Origin of the sequence: Tepidicella xavieri (genome assembly GCF_004363315.1) — a bacterium.
GTDB classification, from domain to species: Bacteria; Pseudomonadota; Gammaproteobacteria; order Burkholderiales; family Burkholderiaceae_C; genus Tepidicella; species Tepidicella xavieri.
The window spans coordinates 134,284-158,608 of the sequence record NZ_SNYL01000003.1; the positions used below are offsets into that span (position 1 = coordinate 134,284).

General features: G+C 64.0%; 21 protein-coding genes and 1 CRISPR repeat array. Of the genes, 5 read left to right on the forward strand and 16 right to left on the reverse strand.

Going from position 1 to position 24,325, the window contains the following annotated elements:
* Window positions 1-90 precede the first annotated feature (90 nt).
* Together DFR43_RS03475 and DFR43_RS03480 are read right to left on the reverse strand one after the other, a co-directional pair.
* On the reverse strand, window positions 91-1,122 hold the full coding sequence (locus tag DFR43_RS03475) for a GGDEF domain-containing protein (RefSeq protein WP_133595975.1): 1,032 nt from the start codon (window positions 1,120-1,122) through the stop codon (window positions 91-93).
* Window positions 1,123-1,174: 52 nt separating this feature from the next.
* Window positions 1,175-2,101, reverse strand: a complete 927-nt coding sequence (locus tag DFR43_RS03480) for a LysR family transcriptional regulator (protein WP_133595976.1) — start codon at window positions 2,099-2,101, stop codon at window positions 1,175-1,177.
* A gap of 94 nt (window positions 2,102-2,195) precedes the next feature.
* On the opposite strand from DFR43_RS03480, the gene DFR43_RS03485 reads away from it, so the two are divergent.
* On the forward strand, window positions 2,196-2,795 hold the full coding sequence (locus DFR43_RS03485) for an FMN-dependent NADH-azoreductase (protein ID WP_133595977.1): 600 nt from the start codon (window positions 2,196-2,198) through the stop codon (window positions 2,793-2,795).
* A gap of 20 nt (window positions 2,796-2,815) precedes the next feature.
* Complete coding sequence (locus tag DFR43_RS03490; RefSeq protein WP_211338594.1) at window positions 2,816-3,688, forward strand: pirin family protein; 873 nt, start codon at window positions 2,816-2,818, stop codon at window positions 3,686-3,688.
* A gap of 626 nt (window positions 3,689-4,314) precedes the next feature.
* Here the strand turns inward: DFR43_RS03490 and DFR43_RS03500 are convergent.
* The 12 genes from DFR43_RS03500 to csm6 form a co-directional block, all read right to left on the reverse strand.
* Complete coding sequence (locus tag DFR43_RS03500) at window positions 4,315-4,677, reverse strand: CRISPR-associated endonuclease Cas2 (RefSeq protein ID WP_211338592.1); 363 nt, start codon at window positions 4,675-4,677, stop codon at window positions 4,315-4,317.
* Window positions 4,670-5,644: a CRISPR-associated endonuclease Cas1 gene (gene cas1 / locus DFR43_RS03505; RefSeq protein WP_133595981.1), complete on the reverse strand. Its 975-nt coding sequence runs from the start codon at window positions 5,642-5,644 to the stop codon at window positions 4,670-4,672. Before cas1 ends, DFR43_RS03500 begins: the two co-directional genes overlap by 8 nt.
* A 24-nt stretch (window positions 5,645-5,668) precedes the next feature.
* Complete coding sequence (gene cas2 / locus DFR43_RS03510; protein ID WP_133595982.1) at window positions 5,669-5,950, reverse strand: CRISPR-associated endonuclease Cas2; 282 nt, start codon at window positions 5,948-5,950, stop codon at window positions 5,669-5,671.
* Between the two features lie 136 nt (window positions 5,951-6,086).
* Window positions 6,087-7,296: a CRISPR direct-repeat array (repeat unit 36 nt; unit sequence GTCTTAATCCCTTTGATATCAGGGCTTTGTCCGGAC).
* 75 nt (window positions 7,297-7,371) lie between these two features.
* The gene (gene cas6, locus DFR43_RS03515; RefSeq protein ID WP_133595983.1) at window positions 7,372-8,355 is read right to left on the reverse strand and encodes a CRISPR system precrRNA processing endoribonuclease RAMP protein Cas6; all 984 of its coding nucleotides are present in this window, start codon (window positions 8,353-8,355) and stop codon (window positions 7,372-7,374) included.
* Window positions 8,352-9,437 carry a type III-B CRISPR module RAMP protein Cmr6 gene (cmr6, locus tag DFR43_RS03520; RefSeq protein WP_164499695.1) on the reverse strand — a complete coding sequence of 362 codons (1,086 nt, stop codon included), beginning with the start codon at window positions 9,435-9,437 and terminating at the stop codon, window positions 8,352-8,354. The genes cas6 and cmr6 overlap by 4 nt, the downstream gene beginning before the upstream one ends.
* 247 nt (window positions 9,438-9,684) lie before the next feature.
* Window positions 9,685-10,035, reverse strand: coding sequence for a type III-B CRISPR module-associated protein Cmr5 (gene cmr5 / locus DFR43_RS03525; RefSeq protein ID WP_133595985.1), 351 nt, complete (start codon window positions 10,033-10,035; stop codon window positions 9,685-9,687).
* Between the two features lie 67 nt (window positions 10,036-10,102).
* Entirely contained in the window at window positions 10,103-11,011 is a 909-nt protein-coding gene (gene cmr4, locus DFR43_RS03530) for a type III-B CRISPR module RAMP protein Cmr4 (protein WP_133595986.1), read from the reverse strand.
* Between the two features lie 49 nt (window positions 11,012-11,060).
* Window positions 11,061-12,254: a type III-B CRISPR module-associated Cmr3 family protein gene (locus tag DFR43_RS03535; protein ID WP_133595987.1), complete on the reverse strand. Its 1,194-nt coding sequence runs from the start codon at window positions 12,252-12,254 to the stop codon at window positions 11,061-11,063.
* Window positions 12,251-15,274: a type III-B CRISPR-associated protein Cas10/Cmr2 gene (gene cas10 / locus DFR43_RS03540; RefSeq protein WP_133595988.1), complete on the reverse strand. Its 3,024-nt coding sequence runs from the start codon at window positions 15,272-15,274 to the stop codon at window positions 12,251-12,253. Before cas10 ends, DFR43_RS03535 begins: the two co-directional genes overlap by 4 nt.
* A 4-nt stretch (window positions 15,275-15,278) precedes the next feature.
* Window positions 15,279-16,415 carry a hypothetical protein gene (locus DFR43_RS03545; RefSeq protein ID WP_133595989.1) on the reverse strand — a complete coding sequence of 379 codons (1,137 nt, stop codon included), beginning with the start codon at window positions 16,413-16,415 and terminating at the stop codon, window positions 15,279-15,281.
* A 61-nt stretch (window positions 16,416-16,476) separates the two neighbouring features.
* The gene (gene csx2, locus DFR43_RS03550; RefSeq protein WP_164499696.1) at window positions 16,477-17,688 is read right to left on the reverse strand and encodes a TIGR02221 family CRISPR-associated protein; all 1,212 of its coding nucleotides are present in this window, start codon (window positions 17,686-17,688) and stop codon (window positions 16,477-16,479) included.
* Between the two features lie 7 nt (window positions 17,689-17,695).
* On the reverse strand, window positions 17,696-18,832 hold the full coding sequence (gene csm6 / locus DFR43_RS03555) for a CRISPR-associated ring nuclease Csm6 (RefSeq protein WP_133595991.1): 1,137 nt from the start codon (window positions 18,830-18,832) through the stop codon (window positions 17,696-17,698).
* A 255-nt stretch (window positions 18,833-19,087) separates the two neighbouring features.
* On the opposite strand from csm6, the gene DFR43_RS03560 reads away from it, so the two are divergent.
* The 3 genes from DFR43_RS03560 to DFR43_RS03570 all read left to right on the forward strand — a co-directional run bounded on the left by DFR43_RS03560 (window position 19,088) and on the right by DFR43_RS03570 (window position 20,494).
* Window positions 19,088-19,459, forward strand: coding sequence for an STIV orfB116 family protein (locus DFR43_RS03560; RefSeq protein ID WP_133595992.1), 372 nt, complete (start codon window positions 19,088-19,090; stop codon window positions 19,457-19,459).
* A 258-nt stretch (window positions 19,460-19,717) separates the two neighbouring features.
* Complete coding sequence (locus DFR43_RS03565; protein WP_133595993.1) at window positions 19,718-19,993, forward strand: type II toxin-antitoxin system TacA family antitoxin; 276 nt, start codon at window positions 19,718-19,720, stop codon at window positions 19,991-19,993.
* The gene (locus DFR43_RS03570) at window positions 19,994-20,494 is read left to right on the forward strand and encodes a GNAT family N-acetyltransferase (protein WP_133595994.1); all 501 of its coding nucleotides are present in this window, start codon (window positions 19,994-19,996) and stop codon (window positions 20,492-20,494) included. It abuts the gene before it with no gap.
* Window positions 20,495-20,507: 13 nt separating this feature from the next.
* Here the strand turns inward: DFR43_RS03570 and gyrB are convergent, their stop codons facing one another.
* Both gyrB and dnaN read right to left on the reverse strand, forming a co-directional pair.
* Window positions 20,508-23,102 (reverse strand): DNA topoisomerase (ATP-hydrolyzing) subunit B, encoded by a 2,595-nt coding sequence (gene gyrB, locus DFR43_RS03575; RefSeq protein ID WP_133595995.1) that lies wholly within the window; start codon window positions 23,100-23,102, stop codon window positions 20,508-20,510.
* Window positions 23,103-23,211: 109 nt separating this feature from the next.
* Window positions 23,212-24,318 (reverse strand): DNA polymerase III subunit beta, encoded by a 1,107-nt coding sequence (gene dnaN, locus DFR43_RS03580; RefSeq protein WP_133595996.1) that lies wholly within the window; start codon window positions 24,316-24,318, stop codon window positions 23,212-23,214.
* Window positions 24,319-24,325: the final 7 nt, after the last annotated feature.

Here is a 24,325-nt window from a genome sequence, read left to right on the forward strand (position 1 = left end):
CTCGGCGCGGCCCCGGTGATGATGCCGGCAATTATGAGGCCAGGGCCGCGCGGCTGCCTGTCCTGTATTTCCCTGACATCAGACTGACAATTATGAAAGTTCTGCCACGGTGACGCGGTCGCGCCCGGCCTGCTTGGAGCGATAGAGCGCGGCATCGGCACGAGCCACCCAGTCCTGGGCACTTTCCCCAGGACGATGCACCGCCGCACCGGCCGAGACGGTCACACTCAAGACCACATCGTGGGCATTGCGCTTGCGCAGTTTCATGGCCCGGGTGGTGCGGCACACCTTTTCGGCCAGCGCTGCGGCGGCTTCCAGGCCCGCATGGGGCAGAACGATGGCAAACTCCTCGCCCCCGTAACGCGCCACCACATGCGTCGGGTCGGTGACGACTTGGCGCAAGACCTCCCCCACGGCCGCCAGCACTTGATCGCCGACCAGATGGCCGTGCTGGTCGTTGATCAGCTTGAAGTGGTCGATGTCGAGCATCACCAGCCCATGGCCGGCGTCCTGACCGGCCCGGGCCTGGGTGAGGATCTGTTCCAGCCGGTGATCCAGCCCTTTGCGGTTGAGGACCTTGGTCAGGCTGTCGATGAACACCTCTTCGCGCGCGCGGTCCAGATCGGCCCGCAGGCGCTCGATTTCGGCGCGGCTGGCCGCGACCTGGGTGCGCAGTTCGGTGGTGGCGTCGCGCATGGCCTGGCTGCGCTGCAGGGTGCGCGGCAGACGCGCGCGCAGGGCCTCGGCGTCCTGGGCGCTGAGCGCACCGTGCAGCTGCGTGAGCTCGGCGTCGAACGCGCCGGCCTGCTCGCCAGCGCGGGCGGCGTGGTGCGCCATATGGCTCATGACCTGCTGGAAGTCACGGCTGATGCGATCCATGGTCTTGTCGTCCACGCTGGCCACGTGCTCACGGTACAGGCGCTCGGTGGTGGCCTGGCTCAGCCGCGGTTCGGTGAGCACGAAGCGGTCGATGGCCTCGCGCAGCCGCGCATTGAGGCCCGCGGCGTATTCGTACCAGACGGTGTAGGTGATGGGGTTGAAAGGCGCGTCATGCTGCCCCATCAAGGCAATCACTTGGCGCAGCAGTTCGGCGCTTTTCTCGCGCGATTCGGGGTATTCCATGGACAGCGTCGGTGGAGGGAGGGCTTGGCGGCGCCACCATGCGACCGGCCGATCAGCGTATTGTAGGCGGGGCCTCCTGCAGCACCGGCGCCAGCACCTGCTCCAGCAGGTCGAGAAAGGCGCGGGTTTTGGCCGGCATGAGCCGGCGCTCGGGAAAGACGGCCCAGGCCACGTGAGAGGGCAACGCCCAGTCGGGCAGGATGCGCCGCAGCCGCCCCTGGCGCACCGCCTCGGCGGCCGTGAGGTCGGGCAGGGCAGCGATGCCGGCATCGGCCACGGCAAAAGCGGCCAGCAGCTCAGGCGCATTGGCCAGCAGCCGCCCCGGGGGCAGCCCCTCCCAGTGCTGGGCCTCGCGGCTCAGCCGCCAGGGCAGGGCGTCGCCCTGGCGGCTGAGGAGCAACACCGCCCGGTGGCCCATCAGTTCGCCCGGCTCGCGGGGCTCGCCGTGCGTGGCCAAGTAGCCCGGGCTGGCATACAGACCGTGGGTGAACACCCCCATGCGGCGCGCCACCAGCGAGCCGTCCTGTCCCGGATCGCCCACACGCAGCGCCAGGTCAAACTTCTCGGCCAACAGATCCACCCGGCGCGGCGACAGATCGATTTCGAGCCGAATGCCGGGATGCAAGGCCGAGAAGGCGGCCAGGGCGTCGCTGAGCAGCCGCACGGCCAGGTCATTGGGCATGGAAACCCGCAGCCGGCCGCTGGGGCGCGCCTGGCGATGCTCGCTCAGCGCGGTGGCCGCATCCACCTCAGCGGCCAGCTGGCGCGCGTGCTCCAGCAGCAGCTGCCCGAACTCAGTTAAAGCCAGCCGCCGCGTGGTGCGCAGCAGCAGCCGCTCGCCCAGCTGGCGTTCGAGCTGCGCCAACCGGCGTGACAACCGGCTCTTGGGCAGGCCCAGGCGCTCGGCCGCCCGGCTGAGGTTGCCCGCCTCCACGATGCGGGCAAAGATCAGCAGATCATTGGCGTCCAACTGTTCCATAGACAGAACAATGTTGTGCAGAAAACCCTCTTTATGCCACAAAAACATCAACAATACAGTAGAGGTCATCCACCCACCCAAAGGAAGCCTGCTCATGAAAATCCTGCAAATCAACGCCAGCGCCCGGCGCGAAGGGGCGAACTCCACCAAGCTGGCCAATGCCATCGTCGAGCGGCTGCGTCAGCGCCACCCCGATGCCGCGCTGACGCTGCGCGATCTGGCCGTCCAGCCGGTGCGGGTGCTGGATGAAACCGCGCTGGGCGCGGTGTTCACGCCCGCTGAGCAGCGCACGCCGGCGCAGGCCGCCATCGTGGCTGAATACGACGCGCTCATCGCCGAGGTGCAGGCGCACGACGTGATCGTGCTGGGCGTGCCGATGTACAACTTCGGCGTGCCGGTGCAGCTCAAAGCCTGGATCGACGCCATCGCCCGCGCGGGCGTGACCTTCCGCTACACCGACAACGGCCCCGAAGGCCTGATCAAAGGCAAGCGGGTGTATTTGGCCTTGGCCCGCGGCGGCCTGTACCGCGACCAACCGCACGACAGCCAGGTCCCCTACCTCAAAACGGTGCTGGGCTTCCTGGGCTTGACCGATCTGCGCTTCATCTACGCCGAAGGCCTCAACATGGGGCCCGAAGCCGCCGCACAGGGCTTCGCGCAAGCCGAAGCCGATCTCAACGCCGCCCTGGCCTGACACTGGAGCCCGACATGACCATGCCCCCCTTGCCTGCCGCCCCGGCATCGCCTGCCGTCCACCACGGCCGTCGCGTGGAGGGGCTGGTCGCTGGCCAGGCCACGTCCGACGGCGCCGGCGTGAAGCTGACCCGCGTGCTCACGCATGCGCTGCAACGCCGGCTCGACCCCTTCCTCATGCTCGATGCCTTCGGCAGCGACGACCCGAACGACTACATCGCCGGCTTCCCGGACCACCCGCACCGCGGCTTCGAGACGGTGACCTACATGATCGCCGGACGCATGCGGCACCGCGACAGCGCCGGCCACGAAGGGCTGCTGGAAAACGGCGGCGTGCAGTGGATGACGGCTGGCCGCGGCGTCATCCATTCCGAAATCCCGCAACAGGAAGCGGGCGTGATGGAGGGCTTTCAGCTCTGGCTCAACCTGCCCTCGAGCGCCAAGCTGTGCGCGCCGTGGTACCGCGACTTCCAGGCCACCGACCTGCCGCGGCTGACCACGCCCGAAGGCGTGGCCGTGACGGTGATTGCGGGCCACAGCCACGGGGTGCAGGGCGCCGTCACCCGCCCGGTCACCGAGCCGCTGTACCTGGACCTGCACCTGCCCGCCGGCAGCCATTTCGCCCAACCCTTGCCCGCGGCGCACAACGCGTTCGTCTATGTGTACCGGGGCGCGGTGCGCATTGCCGGGGAAACGGTGCCGGCACAGCGCATGGCGGTACTGGCCAATGAAGGCGACGGCGTGCGCATCGAGGCCGACGCCCCCGCCCAAGCCCTGCTCATCGCCGGGCGCCCGCTCAACGAGCCCATCGTCCAGTACGGCCCCTTCGTGATGAACACCGAGCAGGAAATCTATCAAGCCATCAGCGACTACCGCTCAGGCCGGCTGGGTTGAGGCCATCGGGCATCGAAAGGTGGCGGATACCGCTTCATTCACACCGCAGCGGGATCTGCCATCCAGTCTGCATCGTCCAAGGCGCGAATCACTGCCGCATCGGCTGCGTGCATGAGTGCCGAGCGGACAGGCGCTGGCAGGAAGCTGCGCTCGAACGCCTGCCGCATTAGGATCAACGCCTCCCACAAGGTCAACCCCCCTGCACGATTCGGGAGGCCGTCAAATACTCGTCCGGTAAAGTCGTGCGCGAGATGCCTGGATTGTCTGTGCACAGGGTCAGTGGCAGTCCGGCATCCATGAGCTTTCGCAACGGGTATCTCGGCAACCCAAACCCTCATTGGCATCGGCCAGCCCAAGAGCTGCCACCAACGCTCAATGCAGCGTATCGAGTGCTCCGTCTGCTTTCCAGCCGTAGTGATCAGCCAAAGTTCATCAGGCGACTGCAACGCATGATCGCGCCTACTGCTCTCAAGAGTCGAGCGCTGCGGGTGGTGCTCATACAAAGCCAGCAAATCCGGGGCCACAAAGCCAAACACCTCGGGCACCACCGCCCAACTGGCACCCACCGTACAAACCAGGATATTTCTCGCCACAGTCGCCTTCCCTATCCATCTTTAGGCATGCGATCAGTCGCTACCTCTGAAGCCCACAATGGACTTGTCCAGCGGAATGTCATGATCGGCGTCCCAGCCCCAGCCCGCCGGCACCCCGGACCACTCAATGCCTTGCGGAAGCACCGGTACCCCCAGCCGCACCCTGAAACCGCGCGCCGCGATGGCGTACAGGCGCAAATCATCCCGCGAATTGTCCAACGCCGTCAGCACCTCCTGCAGGCATCGCAAGCGGGCCGTAGGGGTGCCTGTCAGCCAGAACACACTGTACTCGATCGGTACCGCATGGCGACACATCATCCGATGTACCCGCGCCAGCCGCCGCGGCTCCGCCACGTCATAAGCAGCCACCCACGCTCTGCGGCCAGTCTCAGCCATCATCGCCCTCCACCGTTGCCGGCGCCTCCAGCGCCTCCTCTCCGGTCACAGCCGTCACCAGCGTCAAACACGTTGAACGCAACGACTGGCGCAAACCTTCAGAAACATCCGACCAACTCCGGTAAAAATGCTGACGCCCTGCCTTGCCCAGCAGACATGCCCCTTGGACGCGGCTGAAATGCTCCACCGTCAGCACACGCTCGCGAAACAAGCGCCAAGTCAGACGCTCCACACCGCAACGGTGCGGCTCCACCAAATCAGAGGCCAAGGATTCACGGCCATAGTCAAGCTCATGCAGAAATCCAACAAATGGGTCCAGCCCCACCGCATGCGCCTGCAACACCGCCTCCGCGTGAAGCAACGTATAGCCCAACGACAACACCGCATTCACGGGGTCCTGAGGCGGGCGACGGTTTCGCGCACTGAAGTGCAGCGACGGCGCAAACAGCGCCTGATACCCCATGAAAAACGCCTGCGCGGCAGCACCTTCAGCACCTCGAAGCGCAGCAAGGGTCGAGGCCGAAGCCATCGTGCGACAGGCTGCATCCATCCGCTCTGCAGCTGTGCGCAACTCATAACGGTGCATCAGGTCATCCTGCGCACGCTCCAACAAAAAATGGCGCTGCGCCGTCACCTTGCGCTGAAGCAAATCGCGGGCCACATCAAGGCGGAAATTGGAATCCAGTGAGCGCTGCCACTGCAGGATCCGACGCCGCGCGTCGTAGTGGGGCCGCTGCATGAACAGGGCCGGCTCGGCCTTGCGCCCCGACAGAACCAGCACCCCGATACCCGACTGCCCAAGCTTGCCAAGCAGGCTCGCCGAAATCGTGACATCTCCGCGCAAAACGACGCGCTCCAGCGGGGCCAGCGGAATGGCCGCCACCCTCGCGCCCGCCTCCTCAAACACAAGAGTGCCACCATCGAGTCGCAAAGACACCCCCTTGCGGTCAACATACAGCGTGCTCATCGCCTCACCTCCACAGCCGTGTCTCTAGACCACCATCAGCGGGCCGCCATCCCAAGGGCGCCCCTTGCCCCAGCCCTCCCGTGGCATGCGCGGGTCCAGAGCCAGCATATGGACACGATCGGTTTGCAGGTCGATCATTGCCCGCAACTGCGCCAGACAGTCGATGACCTCACCTGGCGTCATCAGGCATTCGCAAACCGATTTTTGGCCACTGACGCGGTATTGCGCCAAATACCGTTGGACTTTCACACGCTGGCGATTGGACGATACGTCGTAGCACACCAGATACAAGCCACGCTGCGCCATGGAACTCTCCTTCTTAGACCTGACATGCAAGCATTCTGAGCTTGCAGACACTGGTCGGGGCAGTCCACAAGCTTGTCAGCTTGTTAAGGTGGGCACCACTGAATATTCGCCAGAGGCACGGACGATCAGTCGAGTTGCCCGGATCCCTTCGAAATCAGGGCTTTGTCCGGACATGTACCGCGCGATCGTCAAGCATGCTCAAGCGTCTTAATCCCTTTGATATCAGGGCTTTGTCCGGACGATTGCCCGAATTCTTTCTGGAGATCCTGACTATGTCTTAATCCCTTTGATATCAGGGCTTTGTCCGGACAGTTCGTACTGCGCCGGGTTGAGGCGCTTAAGAACGTCTTAATCCCTTTGATATCAGGGCTTTGTCCGGACAAGGACGCGATTGCGGTGCACGGCCCATACCGTCTTAATCCCTTTGATATCAGGGCTTTGTCCGGACCTACTGCCACCTGGCCAGCACGACGCGAATGCAGCGGTCTTAATCCCTTTGATATCAGGGCTTTGTCCGGACCCTGATCGGCATGAACAACATCGCACACGCCCTGTCTTAATCCCTTTGATATCAGGGCTTTGTCCGGACGTGGCAGCCAAGCGCAACAAGTTATCCGCCGAACGGTCTTAATCCCTTTGATATCAGGGCTTTGTCCGGACCGAACTCGAAGTCGTGCTGGCAGACATCTGCCGTCTTAATCCCTTTGATATCAGGGCTTTGTCCGGACTTTGGCCTGCATGGGAATGGGGGCCGAAGGGAATGTCTTAATCCCTTTGATATCAGGGCTTTGTCCGGACGACGGTGGGCATGCACAGTCGCATCGCCAAAGAGGCGTCTTAATCCCTTTGATATCAGGGCTTTGTCCGGACCGGGAATGGGCAATGGCAGCCAGGCCAGACCTGGTCTTAATCCCTTTGATATCAGGGCTTTGTCCGGACGGACGGGGTGCTCGAAGTCTTCCGTCGCTACTGGGTCTTAATCCCTTTGATATCAGGGCTTTGTCCGGACACAGATCGGCGTGCATATCGAGGAAGTGGCCGAGTCTTAATCCCTTTGATATCAGGGCTTTGTCCGGACCCATCGCCCGCGTCACCTTCTACCGGCCGGGCTGTCTTAATCCCTTTGATATCAGGGCTTTGTCCGGACGAAAAGCCGTCGCAAAGCGCCCAAGTCTTAATCCCTTTGATATCAGGGCTTTGTCCGGACGCAATATCTGGGCAAAACTCGCGCGGGCGATATTGGTCTTAATCCCTTTGATATCAGGGCTTTGTCCGGACAATCATCGGAGCATCATCATGCAAAACGCCACGTCTTAATCCCTTTGATATCAGGGCTTTGTCCGGACTGCACCGCACAAAAAATCATTGCCACACATGCACTTACGGAAGTGCTTGTGGAGGTTTGTGGGAACTCGCATACCTTACTCAAAACACGGCTCCATTTCAAGGCGGTAAGCACCCATGCCCATGGTGGCATTTTTACCCAGATGAAGCCATTGGCCCAGCCACAGCCACGGCCATATGTCGTCCCACGCTGGCGCATGCAGGGTCCATGCGCCTATTGCGCCGCCCAGCGTCATTTCCTGCTTTTGGCGGCTGGAGTAGCGACTCCAGTCGCGCCAGTGCAGTGCAGTGCGGTCTTCCTCAATATGGGGTAGCAGGCTCAGTACTGACGTGGCATCGGGCGGCGCTGGGCGGTGTAGATGCAATTCCAGCATGAGGCTGGCTCGCCGCAGGGCAGCCAGCAAGAGGGCTCGCGCCGACAGTTCATGCGGACGCAGCGGGGTGCCTTGGCGTTGTAACCGAAGCGGGGTGGTGATGTGCAGGCGCAGGGTACGGCACCCTTGCGGTAGCGTATGGATGGGCAGCATGGCTGGATGTGGGGCCACCTGGTTGCTGGCGTGTGTCCATACGTCGTGAAACTGCTGATGAGGCCGGCACCATTGAACCCGTTCGAGTTGCAGTGGGGCCCGCCTGCTGCCTAGCCCGTGTTCCAGCGCAATGCGCCACGCACGTATGATGAGGGGTAACTGGCGCAGGGTCTCGGTGCCGATGAGCACCATGTGAAACTCAAGCGTCTGCCCTGCCGGGATGGCCGGGGTATCCAGTGGAGGGGGTTCTATGACATAGGGGCAAGGGGCTTGGCTGAACTGCTGCCGCAGTGAGGTGGCCTGAGGTGGCGTTTCAAAGATGGCCGGGTACGGGCAGCGCACATACAAGGGGCAGTTGGGGCATGTTTTTTGCCCGGTAAGGCAGGTGATTTGGCGCAACGCGGCGCCAAAAACCCCTCGCAGCAACGAGCCGGCATACTCCGGCAGCGGCAGGCTTCGATGCGCCCGCGCCACAAACCGGTATCGCGCTATCGGCAATTCGTCACGCGGTTGCAGAGGCGCTGGAATGTTCATGATGTTGGCGCTTCAGGGGTGGTAAGCCAGTCGCCTATTCCCAGTTTTTTGCGGGCGTCTTTCCAGTCGATTTGAATGGCTTGTGGCAGCCATTGCATGAGCATCCGCGCAAGTTGATGCCGCTCCTGGGCAGTCCAGGACTCGTTTTTGGCCTGCGCGACTGTGGCTTGGACAGCACTGGTCAGCGCCTGCCCCCAGTTTTCCTTGCGCCCGCGCAGCTCCTGTTGCCGTTGTTGCAGCTTTTGCTGCAATTGGGCAATAGTGCGCTGGTTTTCGCTCAACGCGCTGAGCTCGGCTTCGCGGCGGGCCTGCTCTGCCGCCTGCTGCTCGGCCTGTAGGGCGCGATGCAGCGCCTCTCGGTCCATGGCCATGGCGCCGTAGCCAACCGCCGTCTTGGCTCCGAAGCCCAGCCACTGGAAGGCGTGCTCGAAGGCGGCAATGAGGAGGTGTTTCCAGCGCGGCTGCCCTTGCTCGTCCTTCAGCAGATCGGGCACCAGCCGCCCTAGACGCGCCACGTCGCAAGCGACGATGAAGGAGAACGCTGACTTTGGCGGCACAGTCAGGAAGCTGATGGGGTTGGGTTGGCCGCTGTCGTGGGGCGTGGAGCTGTTGCCGCTTTTGAGATCGCGTTTTTGTTGGAAGTAGTGCGATTGGTGCGGGGTCATGACCTCCACCAGCAACCGATCGCCGACGATCTGCGGGATCACGTCCCAGAAGCTGAGCACGCCGCGCACGTGTTCAGTCTCGCCACCAGCAGGCTCGCGGCCAAACAGCACGTCGATGACCGACAGGCCTACTTTGGGTTTGTCGATGGCGGCGATGGTTTCGTGACTCCAGCCGTGGGCGTCGCTCCACAAACCGTCGGCCAGCTCCTGCGCAGCCCGGCGCAACACGCCCTTGACGCCCGAACCCGGGAGGTATGGCAGGCCATAGGGGTTGAGGAAGGCAAAGCCGTTTTCCAGGGGGTGCTCGTTACCCAGGCCCGTGGTAAACGGTGCCTTGGCGTGGGCCTGAAGGCGCAGCAGAGCGCCCGGGGGTACTGTGCGGGCGCAGGATTCAAGCCGCCGCGACAAGGCCAGCATGAGGCTTTTGTCTCGCTCGGTCAGCCGACCACTCTCCCTCAGCGCAGAAGTCTTGTTTTCGACTCTGATGTCGCGTTCCTGTCGTTCCTGCCCACGGACATCGCTGTCAATGTCATGTGTGGTCCACAGAACTTCCCGCGTACGACGGTTGACGCCCCATAGGTTGAGGTACATCCCAAACCGCAAGGCCGGTGAGGCGTCCGTGAAATCACTGCCCAAGTACTCGGGCACGGCAGCCACTGGCATGTCAGTCTCCTTTCACCCGTGCTGCAGCCATCTGCCGCATCCATTTCAGCCATGCGAAAGCTTCGGCGGTGACGGCCTGAAAGTCCCGGGGGCTGGCTTGCATCAGCGCCTCCATGAACGTGCTGAAATCGCTCGAACGCAGCAGTTGTGGAAAGCGAGATTGGAGCCACGCCCGCAAATCGGAGGCCACGAGCTCGTGTTTGTCGTTTTTCTGGTGGCAAAACGCCAAGACCTGCATGAGCCCCGAGTTGATGATGAGCGCCGGCAGGGCCTTGGCGATTTTGACGTGCTCTTGGGTGTAACGCTGGGCACGCTGCCAAGCGTCTTGGGCACGGCGCTGCTCCAGCGTCATTCGGCCGGCTGTAGCGGAAGGCGGTGTAGCCGATGGTTGTGGTTTTTTTAGCGACAGGGTGCTCATCTCACTGGCCCTCCACGACTTTGACAACGACCAGGCCACGGCCTGTCGTCGCATCGCCCCCGATTTGTAGCAGTTGCTGATCCAGCAAGGTTCTCATGTGCGTCATGACGAGCTCGGCGTCGAGTTTGTCATCGGAGCGGCCGGTGCGGGTCTGGCTGGCCATGAGGGGGGCTACGAGCAGCGATTCAGGGGGCAGGTTCTCGGTGTAGAAAAGCCCCCCTTCGCTGGCGGTACCGGTTTCGTCGTCGATGCGCACATGGGCCTCTACGAGCATGGCGTGTTCGGCAAAGTGGGCGAAGTCGGTGTCGGAGAGGACGACGAGGTCGCGCTTGAGCTTGTCGGCGAAAAACTTGTAACCGTCATGCCCTGGCAAGGCGTTGGTTGCGAGCCATTCGGCCACGGCCTTGAGCGCGGGGCTGGCCTGGTCTTTGGCGGTGTATTCGAAGGCTTCCAGGTGAAGCTTGTCACCGGTCAGCAGGTCGGGGTTGACCAGCAGGCATTCGCCTTCGGCCAAGGGAGGAAGCTCCGGCCAATTCAGCGACACGCCCACCAGTTGGAGCAGCCGCTGCGCACGCGCCAGGGCCTGCGGGCAGGTGGCATAGACGTAGCCGCCACGCAGTGAGCGCAGTGGCAGGCAGACGGTTTGCGCATCGCCGAACGAGACGGCGCCCGCGTGCAACTCTGGAGCGCCAGCCTCAGGGCCAAATAGGCGAACAAGGTGATCGCTATTACCCCCCAGCGCCACGAAGCCGTGCCGCACGGCTCCCTTGATGCCGCTGCCTGCAAAGCAGGGGTGCCCGGTGTGGCGCTCGCGCTGGATGGGGTTGTCGATGACGCCGATGGCCTGGCCCGCACCCATGTGCACAGGGCTGACGGCATAGAAAAAGACGGCGGCTTGTTGTTGGAACATGGTGTATTACCTCGGGACGGAAATCAATCAGGGAATCAGGTGATTGGCATCAAAACTGTGTCCACGGCGCGATGGCCACGCGGTTGAACCCCTCGGCGCGGCGTGCTTCATCTTCGCAGATGTCGCTCCATAGGCCGCGCTCGACAAGCTTGGCGAGTGCCTCGGGGCTGGTCTGGAGCTCATCGAGCCAATAGACGCTGCCGGCAGGAGCCGCAGACTGGGCGGGCTTGGGCCGCCGCTGTGCCAGATCCCAGCCTGAGACCACTTCGGTCCGCGACACCGCTGCGCAGACAAACCGTCCGCTTACGCCGTGCAGTTCGAAGCGGTAGCTGCCATCCACCCTCTGGCTCATGCCAGTGGGCAGCCAGCCTTGTACAAACAGCCCCGGCGTGGTGAGCACCAGGCGACAGCGCCCGGCTCGAACAATGGCTGCATAGTCGGGCTGCGGCAAGGGCTTATCGATGGCATGCACGGCTGCGGCGCGCCCATCGCCGCCCAAACGTAGGGTACCCGAGCGAGGTGTTTGCGCACCGGCCACAGCGGCCAGAAAGCCGACGTCGTAGTCCGCTGGCTGTCGAAAACCGCCTCTGAGCGGCAGCGGCATGCCTCGCTTGACCATGGCTACGGCCTGCACGGCAAAGAGCTTGCCGTCGTCGGCGCGGCGCATCTCGGCACTCAGACCCACGCCGACGCGCGTATCCAGCGTCCATAGCGCAGACGCTGGGAGGAATTGGTCTGGGCCAGGGATCAGCCCAGCCAGGTAGGTGCGCCAGCCACTCTCGGTCAGCCATAGGCCGCCCTCAGGCTTGCTGCGTGTGGGCTCAGGCAGCACGGGCATCAGCGGCAGCGGGGCAGAAGACGCCAGGCTGCGGCCATTCAGCGCAGTGGGTGCCAATGCCCTAACGTGCAGGCCACCTTCGTCGCCTTTGCTCACCACCAGGTCCGCCGGCGGGGCCATGAGCAAATCAACCGCCCCGTTCGCCCGCCGCTGCGCCAAATGAAAGGCAGTGACGGTGAACGCTCCCGGGGTACTGGGTGTGCCCAATTCAGGGTGTTCGATGTGGCCGTTGGCGAAGTCAACCCTGTCCACCCCGGCATCAGCAAGCAGGCGCGAGCGTAATGCACCAGCCGCCACTGAAGGCCACGGCGGCACGAGCGATTCGCCAAAGCTGCCCGCCTCGCCAAAGAGCTTGTTGCCGCGCAGAAACAGCACATCCAGCGGCTCAAGAAACACGGTATTCATGCGGCTTGCTTCTCCAATTGGGTCGTGGACTTCGGTTTGCCCCGGGTTTCGCGGGCCAGGAATTCGGCCACGGACAGAAAATTGGCGAGCCACACGCGCCCGTTGTCTCCCCGTTGAGCGGCCAGTTTTGTGAGCCGCTTGGCGATATGGGGGGCCCCTTTGGAGGCATGGCCGCGAGACTGTCGTGCAAGCTGATAAGACAGCAGTGACTCGTGCATCTCGGGCGCGTGGTACGGATCTGGCAAGTCGCGCAACCACTCGAGACTGTGATAGACCGCGCGTCGCGATGTGCCCTCGTCGCGCAGGAATTCGATCAAATCCCCCAGCAGCGCCAGCGGCTCGCCCCATTGGGCCGTGAGATACAGTGCCCCGCCGGAACGTTTGATGACGGTGATGGAAAACGCATCGCGCCCACCTTCGCTCTTGGCGCGTTTTTCGGCAGCGCGCAGCTCGCGCAGCACCGCAGCCAGCGGTGCCTGGTGATGAGCAATCAAGGCGCCGGTGGAGGCGGTGGCGTGCTCGCCCATCATGCGCATCAGCCGACCGCGCAACCAGGCGAAGCCGCCCTTGCAGTGCAACTTGTCGCGGTCCTTGCGCAGGTCGCCCCAGTCCTTGGACTCGTCCTCGGGCAATGTGCCGGAATAGGCATGGCGCAACTGCTGCATGCATGGCAACAGGTCAGCCACTGGCAGCATGGCCAGCACATCGTCGCCACCGGCGTAGATGACGCGGCCCAGATGCTCTTCCTCGACGACGTGGCGCACGACGGTCTGCGAGAAGTCGTTGAGCGCGCCGGAGATGGCCAGATGGCGATTGGGCGATACCGGGCGCTTCTGCGCACCGTATTGCTGGATACGCTGTTGTCGGGCGGCGTGTTGATCGAACCCGGCTTGCACCTGCGGGTGAAAGCTCTGGCGATAGGTGATTGAGGTCTTGCCATCGCCCGAGAGAATGGCACCCATGCGGTCGCCATCCATCATCAGCATGGCGTAGTAGGTTTCGAGCTTGGCCTCGTCCTGATTCAGTGCCGTGCCCAGGGTTTTCTTGAGCAGCTTCTCGGCGTCAGACAGTTTTTTGTCCTCGTCGCTGGGTGCCGCCTCCAGCAGCCCCGGCAAGTGCTTGGCGTCGTCGAGCGCCGGATTTTTGGCGTGCCGGCGCGTGAGCCGGCGCGGCAGAGCAACCGGTTCGGCATCCTTGAGCTTTTCTGCGGTGCCGGGCGCGGTATGGCCGCCGCGCTCAAGCCATTGGTCGAGCTGGTGGGCAAGTGCCATCGTGTGGGTGGAGACGACGAAGCGGCCCACTTCCCTGTCGATGGCCTGGCTCGCCTCCCCGGCGAAGAGTGTCGGCCACAGGCGCTTGATCGCTGCGAGGGCCCCGAGATGCTCGCCTTCCTTCGCCCAGGCCGGCTTGCGATCGGCCACGCGCGTCCACAGGGTGTCGGTGCGCTGTCCGGGCGGCAAGGCAAGCTGGGCGCGGTCGGTGGTCAGCCACTCCACTTCGCCCGAGAGCGAATCGCGCCAGCCCTGCTGCGCTTGCTGCTCGAAGGTGCGGGCCGCCTTGGCCGCGGCCAGCACACGCTCGGCCAGGTCATACACCGCCGGATACAGCACCCCTGGGTTGGGTGCAAAGAACGTGGTGCCGTCCGCCCATTCGATGTTCTGCGCCAAGACCTTCCATGCCGGCGTATCCAGGAAGCCGCAAAACTGGCCCGGCGCCACGCCGAAGAAGGGGGCCATCGCACTCAGCAGGCCGCCAACATCGAGGTCGGTTTGCTTGTCCTCGTTACGCGTCCGGATCAGTGAGAACGGCACTGCCGCCCAGTGCACCTCCGGAAAGCCGGCCAGCTGCGCGCGCATCTGCTCGAAAGGTGTGGGGGTGGCGCTGGGGTCGAAGCCGGCGACTTCCAGTAACCGACGCACGACCTCTTCACCCTGTCGAGTCAGCCACTGCCGCACCGCCTGGGTGACCTCTTCGGCGATCGCTTGGGCGCGACTGGCGGGCACCACCGCCACGAAACGGTTGGGCAGCGCCGCAGAAAAGAGTGGGTTGGCATCGGTGCCACCCTGCATCCATTCGCAGCCTTCGAACAGCTTGGGTGGCAGACCCATCTGATCGCGCAGCCACAGATCGACCTGCGGGATGCCGCGCAGCCGCGGAAAAAGAATGGCATCGGGGCCCAGCGCCTCGCACACCGGGCGCATCGCCTCCCACGCCAGGCGCGACAGCAGATGCGAGCCGGCCCAGAGGTCGGACGTGGAGCGTGCCGCGGCGATGAAACCTTGCACCGGACCGATGGACAGCGCCAGCAACGCCGCTTCGCCCTGCGGGTCGGCGGTAAACGCGCCGGCAAAGGCGCTGGTCAAATCCAGGTGATCCCAGATGGAGTGATCCGGCACGCGCGTGTCGGCGGGCAAGAGCGGCCACAAGGCCCCCAGCTTGCCGTTGTCCTGAGTCTCGGCCAGGTCGGGGCCGAAGCGCCAGTAGGCCAGCAACGTCTTGCGCCAGTCCTGGGGGGCATCGCCTTCAGCGCCCAGGGCCTTCAGCAAGCCGGAAAAGTGCGCAAAGCTGCGTTCCTTGAGGTCATTGATGTCCGTCTCGCCAAGTCGCCCAAGATCGAACTGCGCACCGGTGAGCGGATGAATCAGCACGGGCTTTTGCGTCCAGCGCACTTGCGCCCAAGGGGCCACGGCCACGACTTTTTGTTCACCCGTCTTCGTGTGGACCGAGACCTGCTGCATGGGCCATTGAGGCCGATCTGCCGCGGCGGCCCACCAGTCGGCACGCTGCACATGGCGGTAGATCCCACGCGGCAGGCCTTTCCTGAACAGTGTGGCCGAGAGCGCCTCGTCGTTATCCGGATCAATGTGCTCGGGGAGCTGATCGAATCCGAGCAAGCGTGTGAGCGCGCGGCTGGTGCCGCCCTCGTGCCCAGCCGGGTCGCGCAGCAGGACAAGGGCCTTTTCCGCCGGGTCGTGGATGCGGGCGGCGAGCTTGGTTTGCCAAAGGTGGTCGTGTGTCATGGCTTCAGTCCTTGATGCGGCTAAGTGGCTGAGTCGGGGCGTCCAGGAAGGCGTGCACCTGCTGCCATACACGCTCGACGGCGGTGCGGTTGGGATGAAACGCCGGCGGCGGCAGGTGCGGCATGTGAAAAATGACGCCGACCAGCTGTTGGCCGTCGGTGGCCTCACGCACCTTGAAGCGAAGTTGGTTGGGCAGGCGGAGGTTGTTCTGCCTCCACGAATTGACATGGTGCGTGGTCACCGGGTAGCTCAACCAATGCCGATCGTGGACGGCGCCGTCGGGTCGGTCATTCGGGAATTCGAACTGCGTCCGGAGCCCGATCTTGATGATCGCGAGCGTTTTCATGAGCGCCCGCCAATCCGCGTGCGGCTGGGTCTGCCAGACGAGCGGGCCTTTCTCGTCCTTGCCAATCGCATGCGGCCAGTCGAGATCGAGACAGGCCCTCCAGTCGCGCAGCGGCAGCACTTTGCCCTCACCCCGGCCCTCTCCCGGGGGGAGAGGGAGCAGGCTGTAGGAGCCCCAGCCGTTGCGGCTGCGTCCGCCCACCGTGCCGTAGCGGTGCATCAGCGCCATCGCCTGCTCGATGCGATCGGCATGCTCCGCGGGCACTGCGACAGACAGAACAGCCGATTCGCCCGCTTGGATGGCGGCATTGGCTTTCAAGGTGGGCCGCTGCGCACCCCGAGGAAGAACGACCGGCCCGTAGCCAAGGTAAAGGTCGCTTGCCACAGCCTGGCGTACCTCCGGGTGCGTGACCGTACCGAGCGCCGACCAGTGGGCTGCCCGCAGGCCACCCTCGTTCCACTTGTCGAGCCGCAAACGCACTTCGCTGCGTCGGGCCGATGTCTTGATGCGCTTGCCATCGCGCGTGAAGAAGTCATCCTCCAACCATGCGTGCCCGAACAGCAGCCCCTCCTCGCGGCGCATGGCCTCGACGCTCGGCTTGAACTGCGCGTCCTGGGCATAGACCACCCGCCACCACTGCCGCAGTTGGGCCTTGAACGGCGGCGTGCGCCAGCGGCCGCTTTGCTCGGCATCGCCCATGAAAGCCGGTATGAGGAATTTGAGTTCCAAGGTGTAGGTCTGCATGCGGTTGGCCGCCGTGGCGGGCAGTGCGGGGGAATCGATCATCGTGGTCATAGGCGTCACCTTAGCCGAAGCATGGAAGTCAGGAGCGATTCAACAAGCTTGTGGCACCCGATCAGGCAGGCGTATTGGTCAGCCGACTTAGCGTGGCTTCCAACTCGCGGCGCAGCCGCTCGGGGTTTTGCATCAGCTCGGCATGCTGGTCATGGGACGGTCGCGTGGCATGTGCCAGCGCGTTGCGCACGTTGTTGAGCAGTTTATAGGCGCTGCGCTTCCATTCCGGGTGTTTGCCCTCGCGCAGATCCTGCTTGAATTGTTCGGCAGCGCGCTCGCGTGCCCGGTAGTCCAGCGGGTCGCCCCCAGCGTTGACCACCTCCCGCGCGAGAAAACTCTCCAGCCCCAGCAAAGCCGTGCGCAGCAGGTCGCCACGACGCAGGGCCTGTAGGGCCAGCAGCCGCAACTGTTCGTGCAGGCCATTGGCCTTCACCCAGCGCAGGTGGCGGATGAGTTGCTCTTGATAAAGTTGGGCCGCCCCTTTCAGCGGCTCGTCCAGAGCCCGCACCACCGGGCGCAGCGTACGGGCGGCATCGGCCACGTTCATGATGCCCAGCAACTGCCACCCGCGCACCAGCGCCTTGACGTGCTCAGGCGGCAGGCCGTCGCGCTCCAGCAGCGGCGCCAGCCGTGTCAAATCCCCGCTGGCTTCCACGGCGGCCAGGCTTTCAGCCCACTCCTGCACGTGCGCCAGACCCGACAGCTCTACGACCGGTGTGATGCCGTCTACGGTCATGTCCAGCGCGCCGTAATAGATTGCCTCAACGCTGACGCCACCTGCATGGGCCAGGTAGCGTGCCGCACTCAGGCCCAGCATCGCCAGGTGGCGAAAGCCGTGGGTGACGTCTAGCACGGCCCGCTCTCCGCGGGCGAACTGGTCGGCCAAACGCTCCAGCAGCGCCTGCTGGTCGGCGAAGTCCGTCGCATACGGAATCAGCAACGTGGCCACCGGGCGGCCCATGCGCCGCTGCAACGCAGGGCGCAGCGCCTCCAGCAGCGCCTCGGTGACGCTCCCAGCACGCACCGCCTCCATCAGCTCCAGGCGCAAGGCTTCATCGGCGCCGTCCCCGACGGTGGACTCCACCAGCAGATCCCACATGCTGGAAGGCGTGCCCAGCAGCAGGATGCGCCCGACCTGTAGGTGCTCGGCCAGCGCCAGGCCAAGGTAGGCGGTTTCACGCTGCTGGCCATTGGGGAAGCGGTAGCGCACCGTTCGGTAGCCCTGCCGGCTGTCGAGCTGACTCTTGCCCAGAAAGGAAATCAGGGTCGTCATGGTGAATTTAACGCAATGTGATGGAAGATGGGTCGAGACTGAAGCGATATTCGCTGCGCCCACGTGGTCCGCAGCGTTGCAGCAAATAGGCTTGGGCGTGGCCCTCGCCCAGCGCTGCGGTGAAGGCCCGTTTGATCTTGGAGCGGCGCTCGTCAAAGAAACCCATGAGCAGGCCGCGTTCCTTGCTGAGCCGCCCATGGGTACGCGTGCCGGTATCAGCGGGGTCGTCGCCCAGGCTTGCATACTGAGCCAGATATTCCTCGGCATCCGACCGGGCTTCGGGTTGGTTGAGCCGGCGGTGGCGCTGTAGCGGTCGGCCTTGCAGATGCCTTTCCAGCGCCCAGGCAAGAAATGCCAAATCTGCCGGTTCCAGCCTGATGGTCACCCCCCCTGCCAGCACCCGCCTTTGCTGACGGTCCAACATCAGAGACGGCACCACGCTGGCTTGCACGGCCCGAACGGATTCGGCAAAAGCGATGTCAGTGCGCTCGCGCATTTCCCGGGGAAGCGCCGAACGCAAGCGCACAAAAGGAATGTCACCCAGCCAGACGCGCGCCTGGGCGGCATCGAGCACCTCATTGGCACTGCCAGGACGCCGGATGACTTGCGACTGCGGCGTGGGGTAGAAAAATTCCGGGGAGGATTCGTAGGGGCTGCTGACCAGCACGTGGCTGAGGCGATCCTGCGGCCTGCCATACAGGCTCATGGCGTAGCCCAGGAAGAAACCCATCGTCTTACGTCCACCCGCGATGCTGGCATGCACCGCGCTGTGTGGATCCTGCGTGAAGCGTCGCACCCATTCGGCGATGGTGTCAGCGGCGAGGCGGTTGTCGTCGTCGTCTCGGATGTCATCCAGCGCCGTACCATCCGGCCGCTCGATCAGATGAATCGAGCTTTCATCGAAATGGATCGCTGGCAGGCCGTAGTCCTGCCGCAAGCGATGGAACCAGCCGCTGACCGGATGCAGCAATTGCAGCCGAGCGTTGTCCGCGCCGCGGGTGGTGGTGATCAGATGAACCTCGGTAGGGACCCAGCATGCTTGCCCGGCATAACCCACCGCAAGCGCGTAGGTCGTTTCGGTGACGACTTGCGGGCTCAGGCCCGTGACAACCAGCAGGATGCGGCGGGAAACAATGCCAGACATCGAAAATGCTCGCGCGGCGATGTTCTATCTGTCAGGCATTCGCCGTTGCGAGCGCCTGTGTGTGTGACTTGAATCACAGTATGCCATGCGAGTCTGCACAAACCTGACACCACAAGCTTGCGGCCTGGCCCTGTGGGCCCCAGTCTGCGGCACGATACAAGCCCGACCGCTTCGCGGGATACAGGATTTTCCTACGCTGTCGACCGACAAAGGCATGTACCTGCATGGGCGCGACAAGCACAGATTTTGAAAACCATGTCTACTGGCTCCAATCCATCCTTCCCCTCCTCACATTCGCCCTCAGAGGCGCGTCGCTGGCTCATCAACAGCCCCATCCTGACCGCCTGGGGGTTGTGGCGCTTTGTCGGTCCGTTGTCGTTGGAAGAGGCGCGGCAGTGGGCGGCACAAGGCTTCGAGTCTGCCATCGGCCATGCCAGCACGGCTGAATGGCTCAGCCAACTGCTGGGCCACAACGTCCCTACACGCCGCATCACGATCAGCATGAACATGGGCGATGAGGCCCTGGTGGTGCGATTGCTGCGCCGGCTGCCAGAAGGCTCTGTGCTGACGGCTCACGAGCTGCGCACCGTGCCCTACGAATTGGGCCTGCTACGCCGGATCGAATGAACCGATGCCATGGCGCAAATCGCTGTGTAAGTCGCTCAACGAGACCCGCGTGTACCGCGCGCGCACCTGCTTATCACTCATGGCTTCTCTCCTTGTCGTCATTTTCATCAAGGGCTAAGCACCCCCCTTAGCAGGGGCAAGGTCAAAATGATCGACCCAGATCGCCCTGCAATCTCATGCCTCGTTGGACAAGACTGCAACTTGACTGCGTGCGTACAAATGGCGCACAATAGGCGAAGCAAACCTCTGGAGGCTGCCATGCCAACCCTTACCAAAGACACACGCCTGCACATCCGCTGCGATCGGGAGATGCGCCGACTGCTCGACAAAGCAGCAGCCTATACCCATATGAGCGTGTCCGAATTTGTGCTGCGCAACGCGGTCGAACAGGCGCAGTCGGTTGTTCAGGCGTATGAGGCCATCACCCTGTCTCAGAATGATTTCGCGGCTTTCCTGGATGCACTGGATACACCGGCCACAGCCAACCCGGCGTTGCAGCGCGCGTTCCAGCGCCACGCCAAGCACGTGCAGTAGATGACTTATTCCATTCAGCCGCTTACCGCCGACGCGCAGACAGCTGAATTCAAGTGTGGCGAGTTGGCGCTCGACGAATACCTGCAACGCTACGCCGGCCAAGACATCAAGCGGGGCATCGCGCGGGTTTTTGTGGCCTCAGCTCTTGAGCGACCACAGGTGGTGGCAGGTTTCTACACGCTCAGCGCAAACAGCGTCGCGGCAGACACGCTACCCGAAAAGTGGCGCAAGAAATTGCCTCGCTACCCGGTGCCGGTCGCGTTGCTCGGTCGTTTGGCCGTGAGCCAGCCGTTTCAGGGCCAGGGACTCGGTTCGATCCTGCTGGCCGATGCGTGCAAGCGAGTGGCCGCAGCCAGTCAAACGCTGGCGGTCGCCGCCATCGTGGTGGATGCCAAATCCCCGAAAGCGGCTGCGTTCTACCAGCACTTCGGTTTTATCGAACTGCCCGGACAACCCGGCCGTTGGATGCTGCCACGCTCACACTTCGCGGATTTGGCTTGAGGCAAAAGCCCACTCACACATCAATATTGCCCGCCCGCAGCGCATTGGCCTCGATGAACTCGCGCCGTGGCTCGACGTCGTCGCCCATGAGCATGGTGAACACTTTGTCGGCTTCGATGGCGTCTTCGATGCGCACTTGCAGCAGGCGGCGCACTTCCGGGTCCATGGTGGTTTCCCAGAGTTGCTCGGGGTTCATCTCGCCCAACCCCTTGTAGCGCTGACGGCTGGTGCTGCGCTCGGCTTCGGCAATGAGCCAGCGCATGGCCTGGCGGAAGTCGCTGACGCGCTCCTCTTTCTGGCGCTCGCCTTCGCCGCGCATGACCTTGGCGCCTTCGCCCAGCAGGTGGGCGAAGGTGGCCGCGGCTTCGGCCAGGGCGGCATAGTCGGCCCCGTGAACGAAGTCCTGCGTGATGACGCTGCTCTTGACGTTGCCGTGGTGGCGGCGGCTGATGCGCAGCAGCGGCTTGTCGGCGTGCACGTCGAATTCGGCGCTCACTTCGGCCGGCGTGCCGGTGGTGTTGAGTTCGCGCAGCGCGGCTTGCAAAGCGGCGGCGCTGGCGGCGGCCTGCGCCATGTCGTCCAGGTTCAGGGCCACGCCGTCGGCGATGGCGCGCAGGGCCTCGGCGTCCATGAAGGCGCTCAGGCGCGCGATCACGTTCTCGGCCACTTGGTGCTTGCGGGCCAGTTCGGCCAGCGTGTCGCCTTCGAGCACCGTGCCGCCTTCGGCCGCGGTCAGCACTTTGGCGTCTTTGAGGGCGATGCGCAGCAAGAAGGCATCGAGCGCGGCCGCGTCCTTGAGGTAGAGCTCCTCCTTGCCGGCCTTGACCTTGTACAGCGGCGGCTGCGCGATGTAGATGTGGCCACGCTCGACCAGCTCGGGCATCTGGCGGTAGAAGAAGGTCAGCAGCAGGGTGCGGATGTGTGCGCCGTCCACGTCCGCGTCGGTCATGATGATGATGCGGTGGTAGCGCAGCTTGTCGATGTTGAAGTCGTCGGCCCCGCTCTTGGCCTTGGGGTTGTATTCATCGGCGGCGCTGGCTTTGCCGATGCCAGTGCCCAGCGCGGTGATGAGGGTCAGGATTTCGTTGCTGGACAGCAGCTTCTCGTAGCGGGCCTTCTCCACGTTGAGGATCTTGCCGCGCAGCGGCAGGATGGCCTGGAACTTGCGGTCGCGCCCCTGCTTGGCGCTGCCGCCGGCCGAGTCGCCCTCGACGATGTAGATTTCGCACAGGGCCGGGTCTTTTTCCTGGCAATCGGCCAGCTTGCCGGGCAGGCCCATGCCGTCGAGCACGCCCTTGCGGCGCGTCATCTCGCGCGCTTTGCGCGCGGCTTCGCGCGCCCGCGCGGCCTCGACGATCTTGCCGCAAATGATCTTGGCGTCGTTGGGCCGTTCTTCCAGGTATTCGGTCAGCGCCTTGGCCACGATGTCTTCCACCGGCGCGCGCACCTCGCTGCTCACCAGCTTGTCCTTGGTCTGGCTGCTGAACTTGGGCTCGGGCACCTTGACCGAGAGCACGCAGCACAGGCCCTCGCGCATGTCGTCGCCGCTGACCTCCACCTTGGCTTTCTTGGCCAGCTCGTTGTCGGCGATGTATTTGCCGATGACGCGCGTCATGGCCGCGCGCAGGCCCGTGAGGTGTGTGCCGCCATCGCGCTGCGGGATGTTGTTGGTGAAGCACAGCACCGATTCGTTGTAGCCATCGTTCCACTGCATGGCCACTTCCACGCCAATTTCGGTGCCCGGAATGCCGCCATAGCTGTCGGCCGGGCGCGCGCCCGTGGCATGGAACACCGTGGGGTGCAACACCTTCTTGCCGGCATTGATGAACTCGACGAAGCCGCGCACGCCGCCGGCGCCGGAGTAATCGTCCTCCTTGCCGCTGCGCTCGTCCTTGAGGCGGATGCGCACGCCGTTGTTCAGGAAACTGAGCTCGCGCAGCCGCTTGGAGAGGATCTCGTAGTGGAAGTCGTTGTTCTGCTGGAAGATGTCGGTATCGGGCAGGAAGTGCACTTCGGTGCCGCGCTTCTCGGTGGTGCCGGTCACGCGCATGGGCGAGACCTCCACCCCATCGACCACCTCGATGAGGCGGTTTTGCACCTGCCCGCGGGCAAATTCGAGGGTGTGGACTTTGCCCTCGCGGCGCACCGTCAGGCGCAGCCACTTCGACAGGGCATTCACGCAGCTCACGCCCACGCCGTGCAGGCCGCCCGAGACCTTGTAGCTGTTCTGGTTGAACTTGCCGCCGGCGTGCAGCTCGGTCAGCGCGATTTCGGCGGCGCTGCGCTTGGGCTCGTGCTTGTCGTCCCACTTGATGCCGGTGGGGATGCCGCGCCCGTTGTCCACCACGCTGATGGAGTTGTCGGTATGGATGGTCACCACGATGTCGTCGCAATGGCCGGCCAGGGCCTCGTCGATGGAGTTGTCCACCACCTCGAAGACCAGATGGTGCAGCCCGGTGCCGTCGGACGTGTCGCCGATGTACATGCCCGGGCGCTTGCGCACCGCCTCCAGGCCCTCCAGGATCTGGATGGCCCCCTCGCCATAGCCGTCAGCGGCGGTGACGTGGGGCTGGGGCTGGTCGTCGGGGGTCGTGTGTTCTGCGCTCATGGAAAGAATCGGGTGATCTCACAAAAGCCCACCGGCGCGGCCGGGACCATGCCAGGCATGCGCCACGGGCAGTGGCGCAGGCAGCCGGTCGGCGGGCGGGGTGGGTGGCTCAGATGCGCATCGGCATCACCACGTACTTGAAGTGTTCGTTGTCGGGGATGGTGATGAGGGCCGAGGAGTTGCTGTCGGCCAGCTCGATGCGCACCATGTCTTGCGACATGTTGCCCAGGGCGTCGATCAGGTAGCTCACGTTGAAGCCCATCTCGATCGCATCACCCCCGTATTCGATGTCGAGTTCATCGACGGCCTCCTCCTGGTCGGCGTTGTTGGCCGCCAGGCGCAACAGGCCCGGCTCCAGGCTCAGCCGCACGCCTTTGAACTTCTCGCTGGTCATGATGGCGGCGCGTTGCAGCGCGGCCAGCAGCGGCTGGCGCCCCAGCACCACCACGTTGTGGTGGTTGCGCGGGATGACGCGGTTGTAATCCGGGAACTTGCCTTCCACCAGCTTGGTGACGAACTCCATGCCGTCGAAGGTGAAGCGGGCCTGGTTGGCCGCAAACTGCATCTCGATGGCGCCTTCCTTGTCGCTGAGCAGGCGCTGCAGCTCCAGCACCGTCTTGCGCGGCAGGATCACCTCTTGCTTGGGCACTTCCACGTCCAGCTCGGCGCTGGCAAAGGCCAGGCGGTGGCCGTCGGTGGCCACCAGGCTGAGCGTCTTGCCTTCGGCCACGAACAGGATGCCGTTGAGGTAGTAGCGAATGTCGTGCACCGCCATGGCGAACGACACCTGCCCCAGCAGGCTCTTGAGGGTTTTTTGCGGCACGCTGAACGCCGGCCCGAAGCTGGGCGACTCCTGCACCAGCGGGAAGTCTTCTGCCGGCAGGGTTTGCAGGGTGAATTTGGACTTGCCGCCCTTGAGGATGAGCTTGTTCTGCTGCGACTCCAAGCTCACGCGCTGGTCGGGGGGCAGGGTTTTGAGGATGTCGATGAGCTTGCGCGCCCCCACCGTGGTGGCGAAAGGCTGGTCGTCGCCCCCCAGATCGGCCTGGGTGCGGATCTGGATTTCCAGGTCGCTGGTGGTGAGTTGCACCTGGGGCCCCACCTTGCGGATCAGCACATTGGCCAGCACGGGCAGGGTATGACGGCGCTCCACGATGCCGGCCACCGATTGCAGGGCCGCCAACACTTTGTCCTGGGTCGATTGGAAAACGATCATGCGGGGG

Coding starts and splice junctions, on each gene's coding strand:
- DFR43_RS03475 (WP_133595975.1), bottom strand. CDS start 1,122: ATGGAATACCCCGAATCGCGCGAGAAAAGCGCCGAACTGCTGCGCCAA.
- DFR43_RS03480 (WP_133595976.1), bottom strand. CDS start 2,101: ATGGAACAGTTGGACGCCAATGATCTGCTGATCTTTGCCCGCATCGTG.
- DFR43_RS03485 (WP_133595977.1), top strand. CDS start 2,196: ATGAAAATCCTGCAAATCAACGCCAGCGCCCGGCGCGAAGGGGCGAAC.
- DFR43_RS03490 (WP_211338594.1), top strand. CDS start 2,816: ATGCCCCCCTTGCCTGCCGCCCCGGCATCGCCTGCCGTCCACCACGGC.
- DFR43_RS03500 (WP_211338592.1), bottom strand. CDS start 4,677: ATGGCTGAGACTGGCCGCAGAGCGTGGGTGGCTGCTTATGACGTGGCG.
- cas1 (WP_133595981.1), bottom strand. CDS start 5,644: ATGAGCACGCTGTATGTTGACCGCAAGGGGGTGTCTTTGCGACTCGAT.
- cas2 (WP_133595982.1), bottom strand. CDS start 5,950: ATGGCGCAGCGTGGCTTGTATCTGGTGTGCTACGACGTATCGTCCAAT.
- cas6 (WP_133595983.1), bottom strand. CDS start 8,355: ATGAACATTCCAGCGCCTCTGCAACCGCGTGACGAATTGCCGATAGCG.
- cmr6 (WP_164499695.1), bottom strand. CDS start 9,437: ATGCTGGCCTTGTCGCGGCGGCTTGAATCCTGCGCCCGCACAGTACCC.
- cmr5 (WP_133595985.1), bottom strand. CDS start 10,035: ATGACGCTGGAGCAGCGCCGTGCCCAAGACGCTTGGCAGCGTGCCCAG.
- cmr4 (WP_133595986.1), bottom strand. CDS start 11,011: ATGTTCCAACAACAAGCCGCCGTCTTTTTCTATGCCGTCAGCCCTGTG.
- DFR43_RS03535 (WP_133595987.1), bottom strand. CDS start 12,254: ATGAATACCGTGTTTCTTGAGCCGCTGGATGTGCTGTTTCTGCGCGGC.
- cas10 (WP_133595988.1), bottom strand. CDS start 15,274: ATGACACACGACCACCTTTGGCAAACCAAGCTCGCCGCCCGCATCCAC.
- DFR43_RS03545 (WP_133595989.1), bottom strand. CDS start 16,415: ATGACCACGATGATCGATTCCCCCGCACTGCCCGCCACGGCGGCCAAC.
- csx2 (WP_164499696.1), bottom strand. CDS start 17,688: ATGACGACCCTGATTTCCTTTCTGGGCAAGAGTCAGCTCGACAGCCGG.
- csm6 (WP_133595991.1), bottom strand. CDS start 18,832: ATGTCTGGCATTGTTTCCCGCCGCATCCTGCTGGTTGTCACGGGCCTG.
- DFR43_RS03560 (WP_133595992.1), top strand. CDS start 19,088: ATGTCTACTGGCTCCAATCCATCCTTCCCCTCCTCACATTCGCCCTCA.
- DFR43_RS03565 (WP_133595993.1), top strand. CDS start 19,718: ATGCCAACCCTTACCAAAGACACACGCCTGCACATCCGCTGCGATCGG.
- DFR43_RS03570 (WP_133595994.1), top strand. CDS start 19,994: ATGACTTATTCCATTCAGCCGCTTACCGCCGACGCGCAGACAGCTGAA.
- gyrB (WP_133595995.1), bottom strand. CDS start 23,102: ATGAGCGCAGAACACACGACCCCCGACGACCAGCCCCAGCCCCACGTC.
- dnaN (WP_133595996.1), bottom strand. CDS start 24,318: ATGATCGTTTTCCAATCGACCCAGGACAAAGTGTTGGCGGCCCTGCAA.